We start from the raw sequence: 16,225 nt of genomic DNA on the forward strand, positions 1-16,225 counted from the left end.
CGGCCCCCTCAGTGGCGCAAGTTCGCTCGCGGATTCTGCAGCTCTGTCAGAAGGGCGATCATCTTCTGGCTTATGCCGCGCTGTCGGGATCGCCCTATGATGCCGAGAACCACCCTGGACTTTGGGAGCTTCTGGCCCGCCAATGCGAAGCTGCAGGCGCCGGCGATCTTGCGCGCCGTGCGCGCGAGGCGCTTTTGTCGGCCGGAACCCTGCACGGCGGGCAGGCCCTGGCGCATACGGCCTACCTGATCGAAATCGGGGACTTCGTCTCCGCCACAACCCTGATCGAGGCCCAGTTCGGCACCGACCCGCAGGATGAAACCGCCCGGATCATCTATGGCAAGGCCCTTCTGGGAACGGACCCCGCGAAGGGCCTGCGCCTGCTTGAGGGGCTCGAGACCGACGATCTTATCTTGTCGCTACGCATCGTCGATGCCCTGCGCCAGAACAGCCGGTTTCAGGCCGCCGCGCGCCGGCTTGCGGATCTGGCCGAACGTCATCCCGGCGAAGCCCGGATCGCCACGCGTCAGGCACGCGTTCAGGAACAGCAAGGCGGCTGGGCCGAAGCGATCCAGAGCTGGCTGAAGATCGTTGACGAAATCCCCTCGCAACGCGTGCCCGGTCTGCTCAAGGTCGCCTTCCTGCAAAAGCGGTTTGAGAACACCGAGAACGCAACCGAAAGCGCGGCGGAACTGCTCACGCTAGAAAATCCCACGCGTTCAGCCAGCGAGTTGGCGGCCCAGATCGAGTTGCTCGACATGCTTGGACAGGAACGCGCGATGCTTGCTGCGATGCACCGGCTGGCCCGAGAAAGCGCGCACGGCACGGTTTCACCAGCCCTTTGGGAACAGATCGCGGCAAGCCAGGTCGATGCCGGGCGGATCGGCCTCGTCGACTGGATGGCGAAGCTCGGCCTGCCGATCGGCGTAACGGCGCACGCCCTGCTGGAGGCCGCGCGCGACTACCTGCCCGATCTTGGCCGCGCCGCGCGCGATATCCATGCGGCGGCACAGATCAAGAGCCCCGAAATCCTGTTGCCCGCCTTCAAGGCCATGGCGCCCGAGCGCGCCCGTCCGGTTTCCGGCCTTGGCAATATCCTTCTGGTCAATGCGACCCTTGCCGCGGGCGGGGCGGAGCGGCAGTTCGTGATGCTGATCCGCGCCTTGCTGAAATCCGGCCTCCCGGCCGATCGGATTTCCGTCGCGCTGTTTTCAACAGCGGAAGAGCGCGGGCACGCGCATTTCCTGTCGGAGCTGACTGCGCTGGGCGTGCGCATTCACGATCTCGACGCGATCTCCGACACCCCGACGTTGCGCCCCGAGGTGCAGCAAGTGCTGGCGCTTCTGCCCGCGCGCATCCGGGCCGACCTGCTGCCGCTGATTACGCTATGCCAATCCGAGCGACCGATGGCCATTCACGGCTGGCAGGATCGCTCCTCCGTTGCCGCCGGTCTTGCCGGTCTGCTGACCGATATCCCGCGCATCGTGATGAGCGCGCGCAACATGGAACCCGCCAAACGCGCAGATCCGAACCTGCCTATGCTGCGAGGTCTGTATCGCACGCTCTGCGCGATGCCGCAGGTAACGCTTACGGTCAATTCCGAGGCCGGCGCGCGTGGCTACGAAGACTGGCTGGATCTGGGGCACAATCAAGCGAAAGTCATCCATAATGCGATCGACGGCGCGGCCTTTCCGCTCCTGCCGCAGGCCAATGATGCGCAATCCGCGCCGCTGCGCATTCTGGGCGTCTTCCGCTTTGCCGCGAACAAACGGCCCGAGCTATGGCTGCGGACGATCGCGGCCCTGCGCGCAAAATCCTCTCGTCCGATTCAGGCGCGGCTTGTCGGTAGCGGCCCGTTCCTCGACCGGATCATCGAGCTGCGCAATGAGCTTGGCCTGCACGACATCGAGATCGCGCAGAGCCTTTCGCGCCCCGATGAAATCTATTGCGAGGCTGATGTCCTGCTCTTGATGTCGCGGGTCGAGGGCACGCCGAATGTGGTGATCGAGGCGCAGTGCAGCGGGCTTGCCGTTGCCGCCTGCGATGTCGGCGGTGTGCGCGAGGCGCTGCATGATGACGGTCTGGCCCTGCCTGCCGAGATCGGGCCTGACATGGCCGCCGATCAGATCCTCGACTGGCTCGACACGCGCGCCCTTTCGAACCCTGAGGTTCGGCGCGCGGCGATCCTTGGAAAATACGATATGGCGTCTCTGGCAATGCTGACCCTCGGGCTTTACGGGGTCGTCGAGGCCGAAGGCGAGGAGCCCGACGCATGACGTTTCCCGAGAAGACCGTCGCGATCGGCGCCGAGCCGAACGACCCGCTGGCCACCATTCTGGGCTGCGATCTGGCCGCCGAGGGCTGGAACCCGATGCCGCTTGAGCGGGCCGAAGCGCCCGCAAGTGTGCTGTTCACCAGCCAGACCGCGTTTCTTGGCAGCCTCCTTTTCGACCTGCCCGAAACCGCCCCGATCGAGATCGTTCTGCGCCGTGCGACCGCGACCCAAAGCGCCAGCGAATGGGCCACCGGCCTGCATCTGCTGCGTCAGGTTCTGCGCAGGCATGGTGACCGGCCGATCACCCTCAGCGCGCTCAGCGACACCGCCGCGCGTGAGGCAGGCGCGATCCTGCAAAGGGATGTGGGCCTGCGCAGCGACGGGCTCGACCCCGAGATTCGCCTGGCTCATGGCGTAATCCACGAAGCCCGCGACGAGATCGTCTTTCCGCAGGGCCGCATGCAGGCCAGCGCGTGGAACTGGGCACGGCTGCGGCGCCGCGCCAATCTGAATGTGGCAACCGGCGCCTCGGACGACCTGCATGATCTGGTCAGCTTCATGAATTTAGCCCGGTCCGAACCGGAGCCGCGCGCGCCGCGCTTCCTGTTCGTCGTGCCGAACGGGGTCGGGCTTGGGCATCTTACGCGGATGCTGGCCATCGCCGACAGCCTGCGTGCGCAAGGCGCGGGCGAAGTCCGGTTCTGGTGTTTTTCGCAGGGCGCCGGGATCATTCAGGCGGCCGGCTACGGGGTGCATTACCGGATGACCGCCCGCCACCTGCAATGCCCGCCGGGCGACTGGCACGGCTGGGAAGTCGCCGCCTTGCAGGCGGTGCTCGAACAATTGCGCCCCGAGGCCGTGGTGCTGGATGGCAGCGCGATTGACCTTGCCGTGACCGAGGCGCTGCGCGGCACCCTCTGTTGCGCGCCGGAGCTGATCTGGATCCGCCGCGCGATGTGGCAAAAGGGCGGAGCGGCGGAGGGGCTCGAGGGCGGGCAGTTCGCCTCCCTCATCCTTGAACCGGGCGATCTCGCGGCCGAGGATGATACCGGCGCGACCGTCACCTACAAACCCGCGCGCACTGGCCTCTCGAAGTTCAGCGTGACACCACCCGTCACCCTGACCCTCGGCAACACACCGCTACCCCGGCGCGAGGCGCGGCGCGCACTTGGCCTGCGCAGCTTCACGCGCAAGCTCTGCCTCGTCAGCCTCGGTGGCGACGCCTTCAGTCGCCAGCAGACCGCGGTCGAGCAGATCCTCGCCGCCGCCCGGCGTGCGAATGTCCGGCTGATCTGGGCCCGCTCACCGCTTGCGCGGATCCCGAGCGACCTAATCGACGATACCGATATGCTCCATGTCTATCCGCTTGGCCGGTTCTTCGAGGCCTTCGACGGCGCGATCTCGGCCTGCGGCTACAACAGCTTTCACGAGCTGCTGCAGAACACGACCTACCCGCTGATGTTCGTGCCCGTGCAGCACCAGAAGCTCGACGATCAGGCGGCGCGCGCGCGATATGCGGCCAAGCAAGGCTGGGCCGACTGTCTTGAGGCCGAGAGCCCGCAGGCCATGGCCGCGCAGCTCGACGCGTTTTTCGCGCAGTTCAAAGCCTCGGCAACGGCAACGACCCGGCCGCGCGTGCGCAACGGTTCGGTCGAGATGGCCGAGCGGATCATGGCGCTGGTCGAACCCGCGGAGGTGCTGGCATGAACGCAAAGGGACCTCAGGACACCGCATCGCTCAACCTGCTCCGGGAGTTGGCGGATGAGCTGACGATCGTCGGGCCGCGTCTGGCGATTTATGAATATCGCGCTTTTTGCAGCGAGCTGCGTTCGGGCAAGGCTTTTGCCCTCGATTTGCGCTTTGGCCCCCGCGATACAGCCCCGGCCAAGCCCCTGATCGCCCCCGAATGCCTTGCGGACGCCTGGGGGCTGCCCGAGACAGCCCTGCCGCTCGGGCGGATTTCCTGGACGGAATCGCCCGAACGTTTGCCCGCAACGGCGATCTGGTTACCCGACTCATCCGACTCGAATCTGGCGGCGATTCTGCTCAAGTTCGCCGCTGAACATCATCGAGACCCGTTTTTACGTCCATTATTTCTGTGTGAAAGCTTTCGGGCGCTGCCAATTCTGTCGCGCTACGGATTTTCTGCCCTGCAATGTCAGGCGCCAGATTTAATGCTTTTGACAGAGGCACTTGCCCCTCGTTTCGGGCTGACACAGCTCCGTCACGCCGCCTCCGGAGAGCGACTTTGGCCAATAAATATTGGCTAATTCGCATCTGACGGCCGCATTTCTCCATTTCCGCGCCGCATTCGCGCCCGAATCTCAGAGCATACCCAATCACCGGGGGCAGAAGGCAGTCTTCGGGTTTCTGGACAGGCGTATGCGTGACGAGGGCCCGGTGTTTAACGCCAGAAGTCTGGCTAACTGGAATGAGGTTGGAAATGAAATCGAAGGCATGGACCGCCGCAGTCCTTATCGCGGCTCAAACGATCGGTGCAGGCTCGGTGTTCGCGGCTCAGTGCGCGAGCAGCAACCACGTGGAAGCGCGTCTGCAAGAACGGTTTAACGAAACGCTCGCGTTCGAAGGCGCGGCCCGCGAAGAGCACAGCGTGCTTGTCTACGCGTCGCCGAAAGCTGAAAGCTGGACGATGGTCGTCGCGACCCCGGACGGCATGAGCTGCCTGATGGCGACGGGTCATGGCCGTGGCCAGCTCGAAGCGAGCCTCGGCTCCAAAACGGTTCTGGCGCTCCGCTAACGCGGAGCCCCTTACTTGGCTACAGAAATTTTAATGGCGGCGCTCATCAAATGATAAGCGCCGCCATAAATCCTTAAATCCTACGGTTTGCCAGGCCCGACGCCACCACCCTCGTTCGGGGTGCCGTTGCCGCCTCCATTACCAACGCCTTCACCGCAGTTACCGCCGCAGTCATACGCACCGCCGGTTTTGTAGAGCCAATCCTTGAGATATTGCTCACGGGTGCGAGGCGCGGACATATCCATGGCGCCGCGCACTTCGAGGAACATCGCGATCATCGACGCATCGCCGCGCGCGCGGATCAGTTCCATCCAGAACGTATCGACCTCTTCGGCATTTTCCATGCCGGCGACCTGATAGCTCTGCTCGATCGCGTCACGCAGGGCGAGGTTATGACCGTCATTACCGATCCAGTGCTGCAGTGCGGCACGAACGGTGGACGGCTCACGCGATTCCATCTCGCGGCGCATGTTGGTCCAGGTGTCGCCCGAGCCCGACTTCGGATCGTGCATCGGCACCACCGAGGCCACCGCGCGGGACGCGATCACCGACCCGAGGACAACATGTTTGAAGATCGTAAAAATACCACGTTTCATTTGGACACCACCAATCCGGCAACCGAATAATCGTTGCTCGTGCCAAAGGGCGCGCTGAACACGAGCGTGTCCGCACTCACTGCCTGCGGCAGATCGCCCGAGATTTCACCGTTCGAGACGTTGCCGGTTTTCCGCAGCACCTTGCCCGTCTCCCGCAGCTTCATCAGACCGTCGCGAGTCGCGGCAACGCGCTCGACCTGGTCCGCATTGACCTTGCCGACGGCATAAAGCGTCACTCCGTCGATCAGGGCGAGCAGCCGGTCGGTTTCGACTTCATAGGTCTGAGCACCGTCGAAGATCGCGGCTTTCTTGGCCGCATCGACGCCCTCCGCGCTCGGCTGAAGCGCCGCCGAGCGGTAACCGCTGCCGCTTTGGATCGAGATCTTGCCGCTGCGCACCATCACGCGCTGCAGAAGGTCACCGTTATCCTGGAAGCGACGCGACACCATCGTGTTGAAGTTGCGCGACGGCAGCGAGGCATCGCCGTTGAGCACGAGTTGCGCAGCAGCCTTGCCATCGCGGCTCAGGGAGACCACGGCCGTTTCGCTGTCCGAACCACCCGCCGCAGCAGCACCGTAATGCGCAGCCTCAGACAGGAAGAGATCGCTGATCCAGACCGACGTGATCGCGCTCGGCTTGGCAAGCTTGACGATCAGCTGTTCATCAAAGTCGATTTCGTCATTCTGACCGCCGCCCTTCACGCCGATCCCGTCGATCGGATCCCAGTAAAGGGTCGCGGCCGAGCTGGCGCCGTCCGGCCCCTGGCGGGTCGCCGAGAGGGTAACCCCGTTCACGGTGCAGGTCGTTGCGTCGAGGCAGGCCTCGAACTCGAGCGAGCGAAAATCAATCTGGCCCGTCAGGGCATCGTCGATTTGCGCTTGTGCCGCGATCGCGGCGACCGCGGTCATTGATACGGCACAAAATGCACCGGTCACGAGCGAACTCGTGCGCTTCATAACTTGTTCCATTACGAACTCCCCTGCGCGATCTTCCCTGCGCAAACGTTCAGACTTCAAACTTGCTTTGTTCATGTGGCGCCGAATTTTCACAGCAACACACGTCTTCAATTAGGTTCATGGTCCCGCTGCGCCTTAATTTTGTCAATGAATTACCCAATTTGGCCTTAATTTGGCCAGATTTTCAATTGAAGGGCGAGTAGTTCCGCAAGGTTATACCACCTAAGGTTGCTTATGGCGCGAGATCGAGGACAGTTGCATCATACTGTCTCTCTCTGGGAACAGATGCCTCGAATCGTCTTGGCCGAGAATCGCGCGCCAGCAACCTCAAAAACGACGCCCGACGTAAAATATGACGTATTTATAACAGCTTCCCAGCAGGCGACGGAACCAGTTGCGCGATCGCCTGCAGAAAGTGCCGTTGCGAACACTCCCTTGCCGGGGAGTCGGATGCGTCAAAACACGAGATTTTCTGAACCACCCTGGAAGGGGGTGGTGCCGGTGAAGGGACTCGAACCCCCGACCCCATCATTACGAATGACGTGCTCTACCAGCTGAGCTACACCGGCGCTGTGGCGCGCCGATTAGCATGCCCGTGCAGCGATGTGTAGCCCCAAATTGCAACTATTTGGCGCGATTGGCAGACTAGTCTTTTGCCTTGTCGGCCGGCTCTTCGATCAGGTCCGCCTCAAGCGCCGGATCGGCATCCGCAGAGACCGGCACATCCTCATCCGAGACCTCGGCCTCCTCGACCGGTTCGGCAGGCACCTGCCCAACGATCAGCGGCAACATCTCGGCGCCATGCGGCAGCGGCATCGCATCCTGCGTCGGCTCGCGCCAGCTCAGCGTATCGAAGCCGCCACAGTTGTTGCAGACCGGGCTCCACTCCGACTGGATATTCTGGCATTTGTCGCAGCACCATTGCGGCCCGCGCGGCGCGCTCAGCGCGCGCGCCAGCCAGCCCCGCACAACCGCATCATCCGCGCCTTCGCCGCGCTCGATCGCCGCCATGATCGTCAGAACACGCGCGGTCGGATGAACCTCCGGCAGATCGCCCAGCGCGCGCCGCGCCTCGGGGAAATCTTCGGCGGCAATCGCGAGCTCAGCCTGCAAGAGGCGCGTTTCCTCGTGATCGGGGCGCTCTTTTAGCAGCGGACGGAAACGTTTCATCCGTGCGGTCGCGCTTTCATCGGGCTCAATCTCGGCAAAGGCGGCGGCGATTTCCGGGTGCGGCTGCGCCCCCCACGCCTTCAGCAGCACACGGCTCGCGTGGCGCTTCTTGCCTTTCAGAATATAGGCCCGCGCCGCCATCACGGCCGCCGGGATCAGGTCTGGCGAAGATTTGTTCGCGGCGATCGCCGCCTCCTGCGCCTCGATCGACGCGCCTTCGGCCAGAATATCCTTGGCCTCCTGCAGCGCCATCACCGCATCGCGGCGCCGATGCACATCCTTGGGCAGCGCACCCTGACGCATCTTGGACTGCAACACGCCGCGCGCGTCTTTCCAGTGACCCGCCTTGGTTTGCAGCTCCAGCAAAGTATCCTGAACCTCGGCATGGCGCGGCTTCAGCGCATAGGCCTTCTCGGCCAGTTTCAGCGCGGTGGCGGTATCGCCCGCGGCCAGCTTCTGCGCCATCAGCCCGCGCACACCGATAAACCGGGTCCGTTCATCACCCAAAAGGCGCTTGTAGGCCGCCTCGGCTTTCTTGGTCTCGCCTGCAGTTTCGGCCGCCTGCGCCAGGAGCAGGTTGGTCAACTCGGGGCGATGCAGGAACTTCTCGGCCCGCGCGGCCTTGGTCAGCGCCAGACGCCCCTCGCCGGACGCCACCGCCATCAGCCCCTCGGCCAGCGCCTCATAGCCTTTGCGCTCACGATTACGGTCGAAATAGCGGCTGATCGCAGTCTCGTCGCCATTGAGGAAGCGCAGGAACGCCACCGCCAGACCGATCAGCCGGATCAAAACCCAGATCGCGATGAACAGAAGCGCCGCGCCAATCACCGCCACCAGCGGCGGCGGCGTGAATTCATAACCGAAGGCCTGCAGCAAGATGCCGCCCTTCATCTCGGTCAGATAGGTGGCCCCCATCGTCGCCCCCGCAACCAGCAGGAGGAACAGAGCAACTTTCACGAATGTCCAGATCATCTCTGCCTCCTCAGTTCAGGGTTTCGGCCAGCGCCGCAAGCGCGGTGCTCGCGTCGATCCGGCGCTGCGCCAGCACGGCCCAGCCCGCCATCGGAGCCTGACCGGCCTCGGGCAAAGCCCCGATTTCCGCCAGCGCGGTCGCAAGATCGCCAGCATCTACGGCGGCCTGCGCGCGCGACAGGATCGCGTCGGGGCCATCGCCATCCTTGGCCTCAAGCGAGCGCGCTCCGGTCTGCGCCAGAAGATACGACCCGATCTTGCCGGTGATCGTATCGCCACTGTCCGCGATCCGCACGGCGCGCAGCGCTTCACGCGCAGCTTCGGCGAAGGCCGCCTGAACCGCACCCATCGCGGGGATTTCCCCGTGAAGCTCCGTCGGAACCGAGACGCCTTGCGCCGAAAGATCGTCCAGGATCGGGCCAAGCGGCTGCCCGGCATCGAAGGCCGCAACCAGACGCGTCAGACCGGCCTGTGCCTTGGTCTTGCGCGCAGCCGCTTCGGCTTCGGCGCGCATCGCCTCGGCCTGCGCCTGCACCGCCTCGAGCGCGGCGCTTGTATCTGGTTTCTCGGAGGCAACCTGATCAATCCGGCCACGCAGCGCCTCAATCTCGGCCTGCAGACCCGAGAGCGCCGCATCCGGCACGCCACCTTCGGCCACCGGGCGCGCCTCAAGGCTGGCCAGACGATCAGCCAGCGCGGCGATCTGGGCCTGCCCCCCCTCGGCCTGCGCGGCATCGGCTTTGGTTGCCTCAAGCGCAGCGGTCAGCTCGGCCAACTTCCCGTCTTGCGCCTCAAGCGCGGATTTCAGCGCAGCAATCTCGGCCTGCGCCTCGGCGCCCTGTTGCGGCAAAAGCCCGGCCAGTTGCGGCGGAAGGTTCGGCAGCGCGAAAAGCACCGCCCCCGCCCCGATCGCAGCCGCACAGACGCCACCCAGAAGCATCGCCCCAAAGCCACCACCGCGCTTTTCCGGCGCCGGCGATGCGGCCATAGGAGCCGCCGGCTCCTCGACAGAGGAGGCGGCCTCTTCGGCCTCATCCTTGGGTTCTTCAAGCGCCACGGGCATCTCGGCGTCGCCCTCATTGGCCGGATCGCCTTCGGGCTCAGTCGCCTCCTCGGCGTCTTCAACCACGGCTTCTTCCGGCGCCTTCTCCTCGGAGGTCTCCTCGATCACGCCATCAACCGGGATAATCTCGACCTTGGGCGTTGCCTCGGATTCGTTGTTCTCGCCGGATTTCGCTTTCGCCATGACCACCCCTCCAGACGTGCCGCAGAAAATGCGCTGTCTTTGGTAACTTAGTGAGCGGCGCCGAATTGCTCAACCCGGCATAGGCGTGGCAAGCTGGCGCAAAACCGCCGATGTCATCGCCTCGCCATCGGGCGACGCGGCGATCGAAACCGCCTTCATCCCCGCATCCGAGCAGATTCGCGCCACAGCCTCGCTGATCGCAACGATTTCGAGACGCGCCGACGCGCCCTGAGACTCAGCAAGAAAGTGCCGCGCGCTTTCCGGCGAGAACAGGGGCACGACAACCCGATCAGTCGTCGTCAAAACCGCGCCCGCCTCCGGCGTCAACGGCTGTGGTCTTTGGCGGTAAACCACCTGCTCATGCGTCTCGATTCCAGCCTGATTGAGCCGCTCCGCCAGCGGGAAGGCCAGCTTGTCGCCTCGCAGATGCAAAAGCGGCCCGGTCTCGCCCGCTGCGACGATCTGCGCCAGAAGCGCCTCGGCGGTGGGTGCAACCGCGCGCACCTCCAACCCCGCGCGCTCGGCCGCAGCCGCCGTGCGCGGCCCGACGCACCAAGCCGACAGGCCCGCGCCGGACGCGAGCCGCGCAACGGCATTTTGCGAAGTCAGGATAACGCTCTGTTCCGGCGTGATATGGCCCCCAACGGCCTCGATTTCGAGCAGCGGAGAGACGATTACGCGGACCCCTGCGGGAAGCCCAGCGCCCAGCGCCGCAGCAAAGCGCCGACTCGCCTCCGCAGGGCGGGTCAGCAGCAGAACGGGCGGATCATCAGGGGCGGACATGCGGGCCTCGGGATTGTCTGAGGGCTAACGTGGTGTTACCTGCGAAGAAACCCTATCGCAACCGGAGCAGCATGTCTCACACCCTGACCTTCCTCGGCCTCGAATCGAGCTGCGACGATACCGCCGCGGCGGTCGTGCGCGTTGAGGGCGACCGGGCCGAGATCCTGTCCTCCGTCGTCGCGGGCCAGACCGAGCTGCACGCGGCCTTTGGCGGGGTCGTGCCCGAGATCGCCGCGCGCGCCCATGCCGAAAAGCTCGACCTTTGCGTCGAAGAGGCGCTTGCCGCATCCGGGATGACGCTGACCCAGCTGGATGGGGTTGCGGTAACGGCCGGGCCCGGGCTGATCGGGGGCGTGATATCGGGCGTGATGTGCGCCAAGGGCATCGCCGCCGGCGCCGGGCTGCCGCTCATCGGGGTGAACCATCTGGCCGGGCACGCTCTGACGCCGCGCCTGACCGATGGGCTCGCGTTTCCCTATCTGATGCTGCTGGTTTCGGGCGGACATTGCCAGTTCCTGCTGGTGCGCGGGCCTGAAGACTTCTCGCGGCTGGGCGGCACGATCGACGACGCGCCCGGCGAAGCCTTTGACAAGACCGCCAAGCTTCTGGGCCTGCCGCAACCCGGAGGCCCTGCCGTCGAGGCCGAAGCGAAAAAGGGCGACCCCAAGGCGTTTCGCTTTCCGCGCCCGCTGCTGGACCGACCCGGCTGCGATTTTTCCTTCTCAGGGCTGAAAACCGCAATCCTGCGCGCCCGCGACGAGGTCGTGGCCGAGCATGGCGGGCTGCCGCGCCAGATCCGTTCGGACCTTTGCGCAGGCTTCCAGGCCGCCGTCAGCGATGTGCTGGCGGAAAAATCCCGCCGCGCCCTGGCGATCTACCTGGCAGAGGAACCCGCGACCCCCGCCTTTGCCGTCGCAGGTGGTGTCGCGGCAAATTCGGCCATTCGGGCTGCATTAGAGACTGTTTCGGCCGAAGTCGGGGCGCGTTTCCTTGCGCCGCCCTTGCGTCTTTGCACCGACAATGCCGCGATGATCGCCTTTGCCGGGATCGAGCGCTACCGGCTCGGCGCGCGTGACGATCTGGCGCTGTCGGCCCGGCCGCGCTGGCCGCTTGACCAATCCGCCAACCCGCTTCTGGGTTCGGGCAAGAAAGGAGCCAAGGCATGAGTATCTCGGTCCTTGGAGCCGGCGCTTTTGGCACGGCCCTCGCCATCACCCTCGCGCAGAACGGGCCCGTCACGCTTTGGGCGCGCGACGCAGACCATGCCGAGGAAATGCAGCGCACGCGCGAGAACAGCCGCCGCCTGAAGGGGCCGCGCCTGCCCGAAAACATCTCTGTTACAGCCGAAATCGCGCTTGCGGCGCGGTCCGAGACCGCGCTTCTGGCGGTTCCGATGCAACGAACCGGCGCCTTTCTGGCCGAGCATGCCGGGCTGCTTCAGAGCAAGACGCTGGTGTCGTGCTCGAAGGGGATCGACCTGCAAACCCTGCAGGGCCCGAGCGCGCTGATCCGGCAGTTTTGCCCCGATGCCGTGCCTGCCCTGCTGACCGGCCCGAGCTTTGCCGCCGATATCGCGCGCGGGCTGCCGACCGCGCTGACGCTGGCGACGCCCGAGGATGACGAGGCGCTGCAACAGGCGCTTTCGACACCGAGCCTGCGGCTTTATCGCACCACCGACCTCACCGGCGCCGAGCTGGGCGGGGCGCTCAAGAATGTCTATGCGATCGGCGCGGGTGTGGTGATCGGCGCAGGCTTGGGCGACTCGGCGCGCGCCGCGCTGATGACCCGCAGCTTTGCCGAGATGGTGCGCTTTGCCGTCGCTCAGGGCGCCCGCCCCGAGACGCTTTCGGGCCTGTCCGGTTTCGGTGACCTCGTGCTGACCTGCACCTCGCCGCTGTCGCGCAACTTCCGCTTTGGCCTGGCGCTTGGCGCGGGCGAGGCCTTTGACCCGAGCGTGACCGTCGAAGGCGTTGCCACCGCCAAAGCAGTCTCTATTCTGGCTGAAAAGCGTAAAATCGACATGCCCGTCGCCTCGATGATCGCAGCGCTGACCGAAGCCCGCATCTCGGTGCCCGAAGCCGTTCTAACCTTGCTCGCACGCCCCCTGAAACAGGAGTAACCCATGCTGTATGCCGTCATCTGCCGCGACAAACCCGGCCAACTTCAGACCCGCCTCGACACGCGCGCCGCGCATCTCGCCTATATCGAGGAAACCGGCATCGTCGCGATGGCCGGCCCGTTTCTGGAAGACGGCCAGATGTGCGGCTCGCTGGTGATCCTTGATGCCGACAGCCTCGACGCCGCCAAGGCCTGGGCTGCGGGCGATCCCTATGCGCATGCCGGGCTGTTTGAATCGGTCTCGGTGCAGGAATGGAAGAAGGTGATCGGCTGATGGCCTATTGGTTGTTCAAATCCGAGCCCGATGTCTGGTCCTGGGACGATCAGGTCGCCAAGGGCGATGTCGGCGAGGAATGGAACGGGGTGCGCAACTACCTCGCCCGGAACAACATGCGCGCGATGAAGATCGGCGACCTCGGGTTCTTCTATCACTCGAACTTGGGCAAGGAGATCGTCGGCATCGTCGAGGTCTGCGCCGAGTCGCACCCGGATTCGACCACCGAGGATCCGCGCTGGGATTGCGTGGATATCAAGGCGGTGCGCCCGCTGAAGACGCCGGTAACGCTGGCGCAGGTCAAATCCGATCCGCGCCTGACCGAGATGTCCTTGGTAAAATCCATGCGCCTGTCCGTGCAGCCGGTCACGGAAGAGGAGTGGAAGATCGTCTGCGATCTGGGCGGCGTCGATCCCTGATCCGAGCATAAATGGAGGGCCCCGGCACCCCTACCAGGACCCTCCGTCACCCACGTGCTCCCCTACGCACCACACGTGAAACTAAATCTGGGTCCTGGCCATACTGGCCGGTTCGTTATGGATACGCCCGGACCCGAGTCGCTTCAACGATTTGCTTTTGAAAATTTGACGCAAACTCAATCGTTAACGCCTGCAGGGCGGCGCTTCATGCCCCTGTCACATTTCCCTGCCAAAGCGGTGAGCCGAGCCGACAGGGTTATCTGGCCCGGTCCGACGGAAAATGGGGGCTGTAAGCCCGGCGGTGGCCTCATATGATGCCAGAATCCGGCCTCGCCCAAGGAGACACGCATGAGCAAGCATATCGTTTCATCCTACGATCAAGATCTGGAGTCGGTTCAGGCGCTTGTGATGAAGATGGGCGGGCTGGTCGAGCAACAGATCCTCGATGCCGCGCGCGCCCTTGCCGAGCGCGACGAAGAACTGGCTGCCGCCGTGCGCCTCAACGACCGCGCCGTCGATGCGCTTGAGGAAAAGATCAACGAACAGGCTGCCCTGCTGATCGCGCTGCGCTCTCCGACCGCGGGCGATCTGCGCCTCGCACTGTCGGTCATCAAGATCTCGGCCAGCCTCGAACGGGTCGGCGATTACGCCAAGAACATCGCGAAGCGATCGCTTGTGCTGATGCAGATGCCCGAGATTGCCGGCTCGACCGGGGCAATCCGGCGCATGGCGATTGCGGTGGAGTCGATGCTGCAGGACGTGCTTGATAGCTACATTCAGCGCGACGTCGGCCTTGCCGGCGATGTGCGCGAGCGCGACCTTGAGGTCGACCAGATGTATAACGCGCTGTTTCGCGAATTCCTGACCTACATGCTCGAAGATCCGCGCAACATCACGCCCTGCATGCACCTGCATTTCATCGCCAAGAACATCGAGCGCATGGGCGACCATGCAACCTCGATCGCCGAGCAGGTGATTTACCTCGTTTCGGGCGGGATGCCGGACGAGCCGCGCCCGAAAACCGAAAGCGTGCCGACCTCGGACGCTCAAGGGGCCTGATTTATGGCGACGCCCCGGCCCCCCTGTATCCTCGTCGTCGAAGACGAGGCCGCCCAGCGAGAGGTTCTGCGCTACAACCTCGAAGCCGAGGGCTTTCGTGTCGTCATGGCCGAAAACGGCGACGAGGCGCTGATGATGGTGCGCGAGGAGGAGCCCGACCTGATCATCCTCGACTGGATGCTGCCCAATGTCTCGGGGATCGAGATTTGCCGCCGCGTGAAATCCAACCCCGAGACGCGCGCGATCCCGATCATCATGCTCTCAGCCCGCTCCGAAGAGGCCGACCGGGTGCGCGGCCTCGAAACCGGCGCGGATGATTACGTCGTCAAACCCTATTCCGTGCTCGAACTGCTGGCGCGACTGCGCACACAGCTTCGCCGCACCCGGCCCGCCGCTATGGGCGAACGTCTGAGCTACGACGACATCACCCTCGATACCGAGGAACACCGCGTCTATCGCAATGGCGAGCTGCTCAAGCTCGGCCCGACCGAGTTCCGCCTGCTCGCCACGCTGATGGAGAAACCGGGTCGCGTCTGGACCCGCGAGCAATTGCTGGATCGGGTCTGGGGTCGCGATATCTACGTCGATAGCCGCACCATCGACGTGCATGTCGGTCGCCTGCGCAAGGCCCTGAAGGCGGCGGGCGGCGAAGACCCCGTGCGCACCGTCCGCGGCGCGGGATATTCACTCGGATAGGCTCTGTTCTTGCAGAAAAGCCTCGGTTTCCGCCGCCGACGGGATTGCCTCGGCGGTGCCCTGCCGCGTCACCTTGAGCGCCGCCGCCGCCGAAGCGCGCCGCATTGCGCTCGCCGGGTCGAGCCCCTGCGAAAGCCCCGCCACGAGATATCCGGCGAAGGTATCGCCTGCGCCTGTGGTATCGACCGGGGTGACACGAAACGCCGGCGCCTCAATCCGCCGCCCGGCCTCGGGCTCAAGCCACAACGCGCCTTGCGCGCCACGCGTCATGCAAATCGCGGGCACCGGCAGCGATTCAAGCGACACCTCGAGCGCCGCGCAAAGTTGCGCGGCTTCGATCTCGTTCAGCAGCAAAAGCGAGACATGCGGCAGCACCGCAAGCGCCGCATCCGCCTCGAAAGGTGCTGCGGAATAGACCACAAAAAGACCCTGTTCCTGCGCAAAGCGGGCCGTTTCGACCTGAAGCGAGGTCTCGTTTTGCAAGATCAGAACATCGCCCGGACCCGCGCCCGCCAAGGCCTCGCGCGCAAGCGCCTCGGGAATGGCACGGTTTGCACCGGGCACGATCACGATCGCATTTTCACCCGCCGCGTCGATATTGATGATCGCGTGGCCGGATACGGTTTCAAGCTGCGCAACATGACGGCAATCGACGCCCAGCGCGGTGAGTCGCTCGACCATCCAGCCGCCCTCGGGCCCGATCGCGCCAATATGGCGCACCTCGGCCCCTGCGCACGCCGCCGCAACGGACTGGTTCGCGCCCTTGCCGCCCAAACCCCGCGCATAGCTTTGCGCGGCCAGCGTTTCACCGGGCGCGGGCAGATGCGCGAGCCGATAGAAATGGTCTGTGTTGATCGAGCCCAGATTGAAGACGGTCACGGCAGCCTCCCGGAGTTTCCGGGA

The 16,225-nt window shown here is 64.7% G+C and carries 16 protein-coding genes and 1 tRNA gene; 10 read left to right on the forward strand and 7 right to left on the reverse strand.

Annotated features, from left to right (window positions below; translation table 11 throughout):
* Positions 1-11: 11 nt before the first annotated feature.
* The 4 genes from CLN94_RS08510 to CLN94_RS08525 all read left to right on the forward strand — a co-directional run bounded on the left by CLN94_RS08510 (position 12) and on the right by CLN94_RS08525 (position 5,033).
* The gene (locus tag CLN94_RS08510) at positions 12-2,276 is read left to right on the forward strand and encodes a glycosyltransferase (protein ID WP_096433171.1); all 2,265 of its coding nucleotides are present in this window, start codon (positions 12-14) and stop codon (positions 2,274-2,276) included.
* Entirely contained in the window at positions 2,273-3,982 is a 1,710-nt protein-coding gene (locus CLN94_RS08515) for a hypothetical protein (RefSeq protein WP_096433173.1), read from the forward strand. The genes CLN94_RS08510 and CLN94_RS08515 overlap by 4 nt, the downstream gene beginning before the upstream one ends.
* Entirely contained in the window at positions 3,979-4,545 is a 567-nt protein-coding gene (locus CLN94_RS08520; RefSeq protein WP_096433175.1) for a hypothetical protein, read from the forward strand. The genes CLN94_RS08515 and CLN94_RS08520 overlap by 4 nt, the downstream gene beginning before the upstream one ends.
* 173 nt (positions 4,546-4,718) lie before the next feature.
* Positions 4,719-5,033, forward strand: a complete 315-nt coding sequence (locus CLN94_RS08525) for a hypothetical protein (protein ID WP_096433177.1) — start codon at positions 4,719-4,721, stop codon at positions 5,031-5,033.
* An 80-nt stretch (positions 5,034-5,113) separates the two neighbouring features.
* On the opposite strand, the gene CLN94_RS08530 is transcribed toward CLN94_RS08525, so the two are convergent.
* From CLN94_RS08530 to CLN94_RS08555, 6 genes are all read right to left on the reverse strand, one after another.
* A complete protein-coding gene (locus CLN94_RS08530) occupies positions 5,114-5,629 on the reverse strand; it encodes a hypothetical protein (RefSeq protein WP_096433179.1) in 516 nt (171 codons plus the stop codon).
* The gene (locus CLN94_RS08535) at positions 5,626-6,597 is read right to left on the reverse strand and encodes a hypothetical protein (RefSeq protein ID WP_143598893.1); all 972 of its coding nucleotides are present in this window, start codon (positions 6,595-6,597) and stop codon (positions 5,626-5,628) included. The genes CLN94_RS08530 and CLN94_RS08535 overlap by 4 nt, the downstream gene beginning before the upstream one ends.
* Positions 6,598-7,078: 481 nt before the next feature.
* Positions 7,079-7,154, reverse strand: a tRNA-Thr gene (locus CLN94_RS08540).
* 76 nt (positions 7,155-7,230) lie between these two features.
* Positions 7,231-8,727 (reverse strand): heme biosynthesis protein HemY, encoded by a 1,497-nt coding sequence (locus tag CLN94_RS08545; protein ID WP_096433183.1) that lies wholly within the window; start codon positions 8,725-8,727, stop codon positions 7,231-7,233.
* Between the two features lie 10 nt (positions 8,728-8,737).
* Positions 8,738-9,973: a COG4223 family protein gene (locus CLN94_RS08550; protein ID WP_096433185.1), complete on the reverse strand. Its 1,236-nt coding sequence runs from the start codon at positions 9,971-9,973 to the stop codon at positions 8,738-8,740.
* Positions 9,974-10,042: 69 nt separating this feature from the next.
* Positions 10,043-10,756 (reverse strand): uroporphyrinogen-III synthase, encoded by a 714-nt coding sequence (locus tag CLN94_RS08555; protein ID WP_096433187.1) that lies wholly within the window; start codon positions 10,754-10,756, stop codon positions 10,043-10,045.
* 71 nt (positions 10,757-10,827) lie between these two features.
* Between CLN94_RS08555 and tsaD the strand changes: the two genes are divergently transcribed.
* The 6 genes from tsaD to phoB all read left to right on the forward strand — a co-directional run bounded on the left by tsaD (position 10,828) and on the right by phoB (position 15,322).
* Complete coding sequence (gene tsaD, locus CLN94_RS08560) at positions 10,828-11,922, forward strand: tRNA (adenosine(37)-N6)-threonylcarbamoyltransferase complex transferase subunit TsaD (protein ID WP_096433189.1); 1,095 nt, start codon at positions 10,828-10,830, stop codon at positions 11,920-11,922.
* Complete coding sequence (locus CLN94_RS08565; protein WP_096433191.1) at positions 11,919-12,875, forward strand: NAD(P)H-dependent glycerol-3-phosphate dehydrogenase; 957 nt, start codon at positions 11,919-11,921, stop codon at positions 12,873-12,875. The genes tsaD and CLN94_RS08565 overlap by 4 nt, the downstream gene beginning before the upstream one ends.
* A gap of 3 nt (positions 12,876-12,878) precedes the next feature.
* A complete protein-coding gene (locus tag CLN94_RS08570) occupies positions 12,879-13,148 on the forward strand; it encodes a YciI family protein (protein WP_096433193.1) in 270 nt (89 codons plus the stop codon).
* A complete protein-coding gene (locus tag CLN94_RS08575) occupies positions 13,148-13,567 on the forward strand; it encodes an EVE domain-containing protein (RefSeq protein WP_096433195.1) in 420 nt (139 codons plus the stop codon). Before CLN94_RS08570 ends, CLN94_RS08575 begins: the two co-directional genes overlap by 1 nt.
* Positions 13,568-13,915: 348 nt before the next feature.
* The gene (gene phoU / locus CLN94_RS08580; protein ID WP_096433197.1) at positions 13,916-14,626 is read left to right on the forward strand and encodes a phosphate signaling complex protein PhoU; all 711 of its coding nucleotides are present in this window, start codon (positions 13,916-13,918) and stop codon (positions 14,624-14,626) included.
* Positions 14,627-14,629: 3 nt separating this feature from the next.
* On the forward strand, positions 14,630-15,322 hold the full coding sequence (gene phoB / locus CLN94_RS08585; RefSeq protein WP_096433199.1) for a phosphate regulon transcriptional regulator PhoB: 693 nt from the start codon (positions 14,630-14,632) through the stop codon (positions 15,320-15,322).
* Here the strand turns inward: phoB and CLN94_RS08590 are convergent.
* Entirely contained in the window at positions 15,311-16,201 is an 891-nt protein-coding gene (locus tag CLN94_RS08590; protein ID WP_096433201.1) for a ribokinase, read from the reverse strand. The genes phoB and CLN94_RS08590 overlap by 12 nt on opposite strands.
* Positions 16,202-16,225: the final 24 nt, after the last annotated feature.

Source organism: Pseudothioclava arenosa, from assembly GCF_002358085.1.
Classification (GTDB): domain Bacteria; phylum Pseudomonadota; class Alphaproteobacteria; order Rhodobacterales; family Rhodobacteraceae; genus Pseudothioclava; species Pseudothioclava arenosa.

What these genes read in the sequence shown, in the direction of transcription:
- CLN94_RS08515 (WP_096433173.1), top strand. Translation starts at nt 2,273, where the DNA reads ATGACGTTTCCCGAGAAGACCGTCGCGATCGGCGCCGAGCCGAACGAC.
- CLN94_RS08520 (WP_096433175.1), top strand. Translation starts at nt 3,979, where the DNA reads ATGAACGCAAAGGGACCTCAGGACACCGCATCGCTCAACCTGCTCCGG.
- CLN94_RS08525 (WP_096433177.1), top strand. Translation starts at nt 4,719, where the DNA reads ATGAAATCGAAGGCATGGACCGCCGCAGTCCTTATCGCGGCTCAAACG.
- CLN94_RS08530 (WP_096433179.1), bottom strand. Translation starts at nt 5,629, where the DNA reads ATGAAACGTGGTATTTTTACGATCTTCAAACATGTTGTCCTCGGGTCG.
- CLN94_RS08535 (WP_143598893.1), bottom strand. Translation starts at nt 6,597, where the DNA reads ATGGAACAAGTTATGAAGCGCACGAGTTCGCTCGTGACCGGTGCATTT.
- CLN94_RS08545 (WP_096433183.1), bottom strand. Translation starts at nt 8,727, where the DNA reads ATGATCTGGACATTCGTGAAAGTTGCTCTGTTCCTCCTGCTGGTTGCG.
- CLN94_RS08550 (WP_096433185.1), bottom strand. Translation starts at nt 9,973, where the DNA reads ATGGCGAAAGCGAAATCCGGCGAGAACAACGAATCCGAGGCAACGCCC.
- CLN94_RS08555 (WP_096433187.1), bottom strand. Translation starts at nt 10,756, where the DNA reads ATGTCCGCCCCTGATGATCCGCCCGTTCTGCTGCTGACCCGCCCTGCG.
- tsaD (WP_096433189.1), top strand. Translation starts at nt 10,828, where the DNA reads ATGTCTCACACCCTGACCTTCCTCGGCCTCGAATCGAGCTGCGACGAT.
- CLN94_RS08565 (WP_096433191.1), top strand. Translation starts at nt 11,919, where the DNA reads ATGAGTATCTCGGTCCTTGGAGCCGGCGCTTTTGGCACGGCCCTCGCC.
- CLN94_RS08570 (WP_096433193.1), top strand. Translation starts at nt 12,879, where the DNA reads ATGCTGTATGCCGTCATCTGCCGCGACAAACCCGGCCAACTTCAGACC.
- CLN94_RS08575 (WP_096433195.1), top strand. Translation starts at nt 13,148, where the DNA reads ATGGCCTATTGGTTGTTCAAATCCGAGCCCGATGTCTGGTCCTGGGAC.
- phoU (WP_096433197.1), top strand. Translation starts at nt 13,916, where the DNA reads ATGAGCAAGCATATCGTTTCATCCTACGATCAAGATCTGGAGTCGGTT.
- phoB (WP_096433199.1), top strand. Translation starts at nt 14,630, where the DNA reads ATGGCGACGCCCCGGCCCCCCTGTATCCTCGTCGTCGAAGACGAGGCC.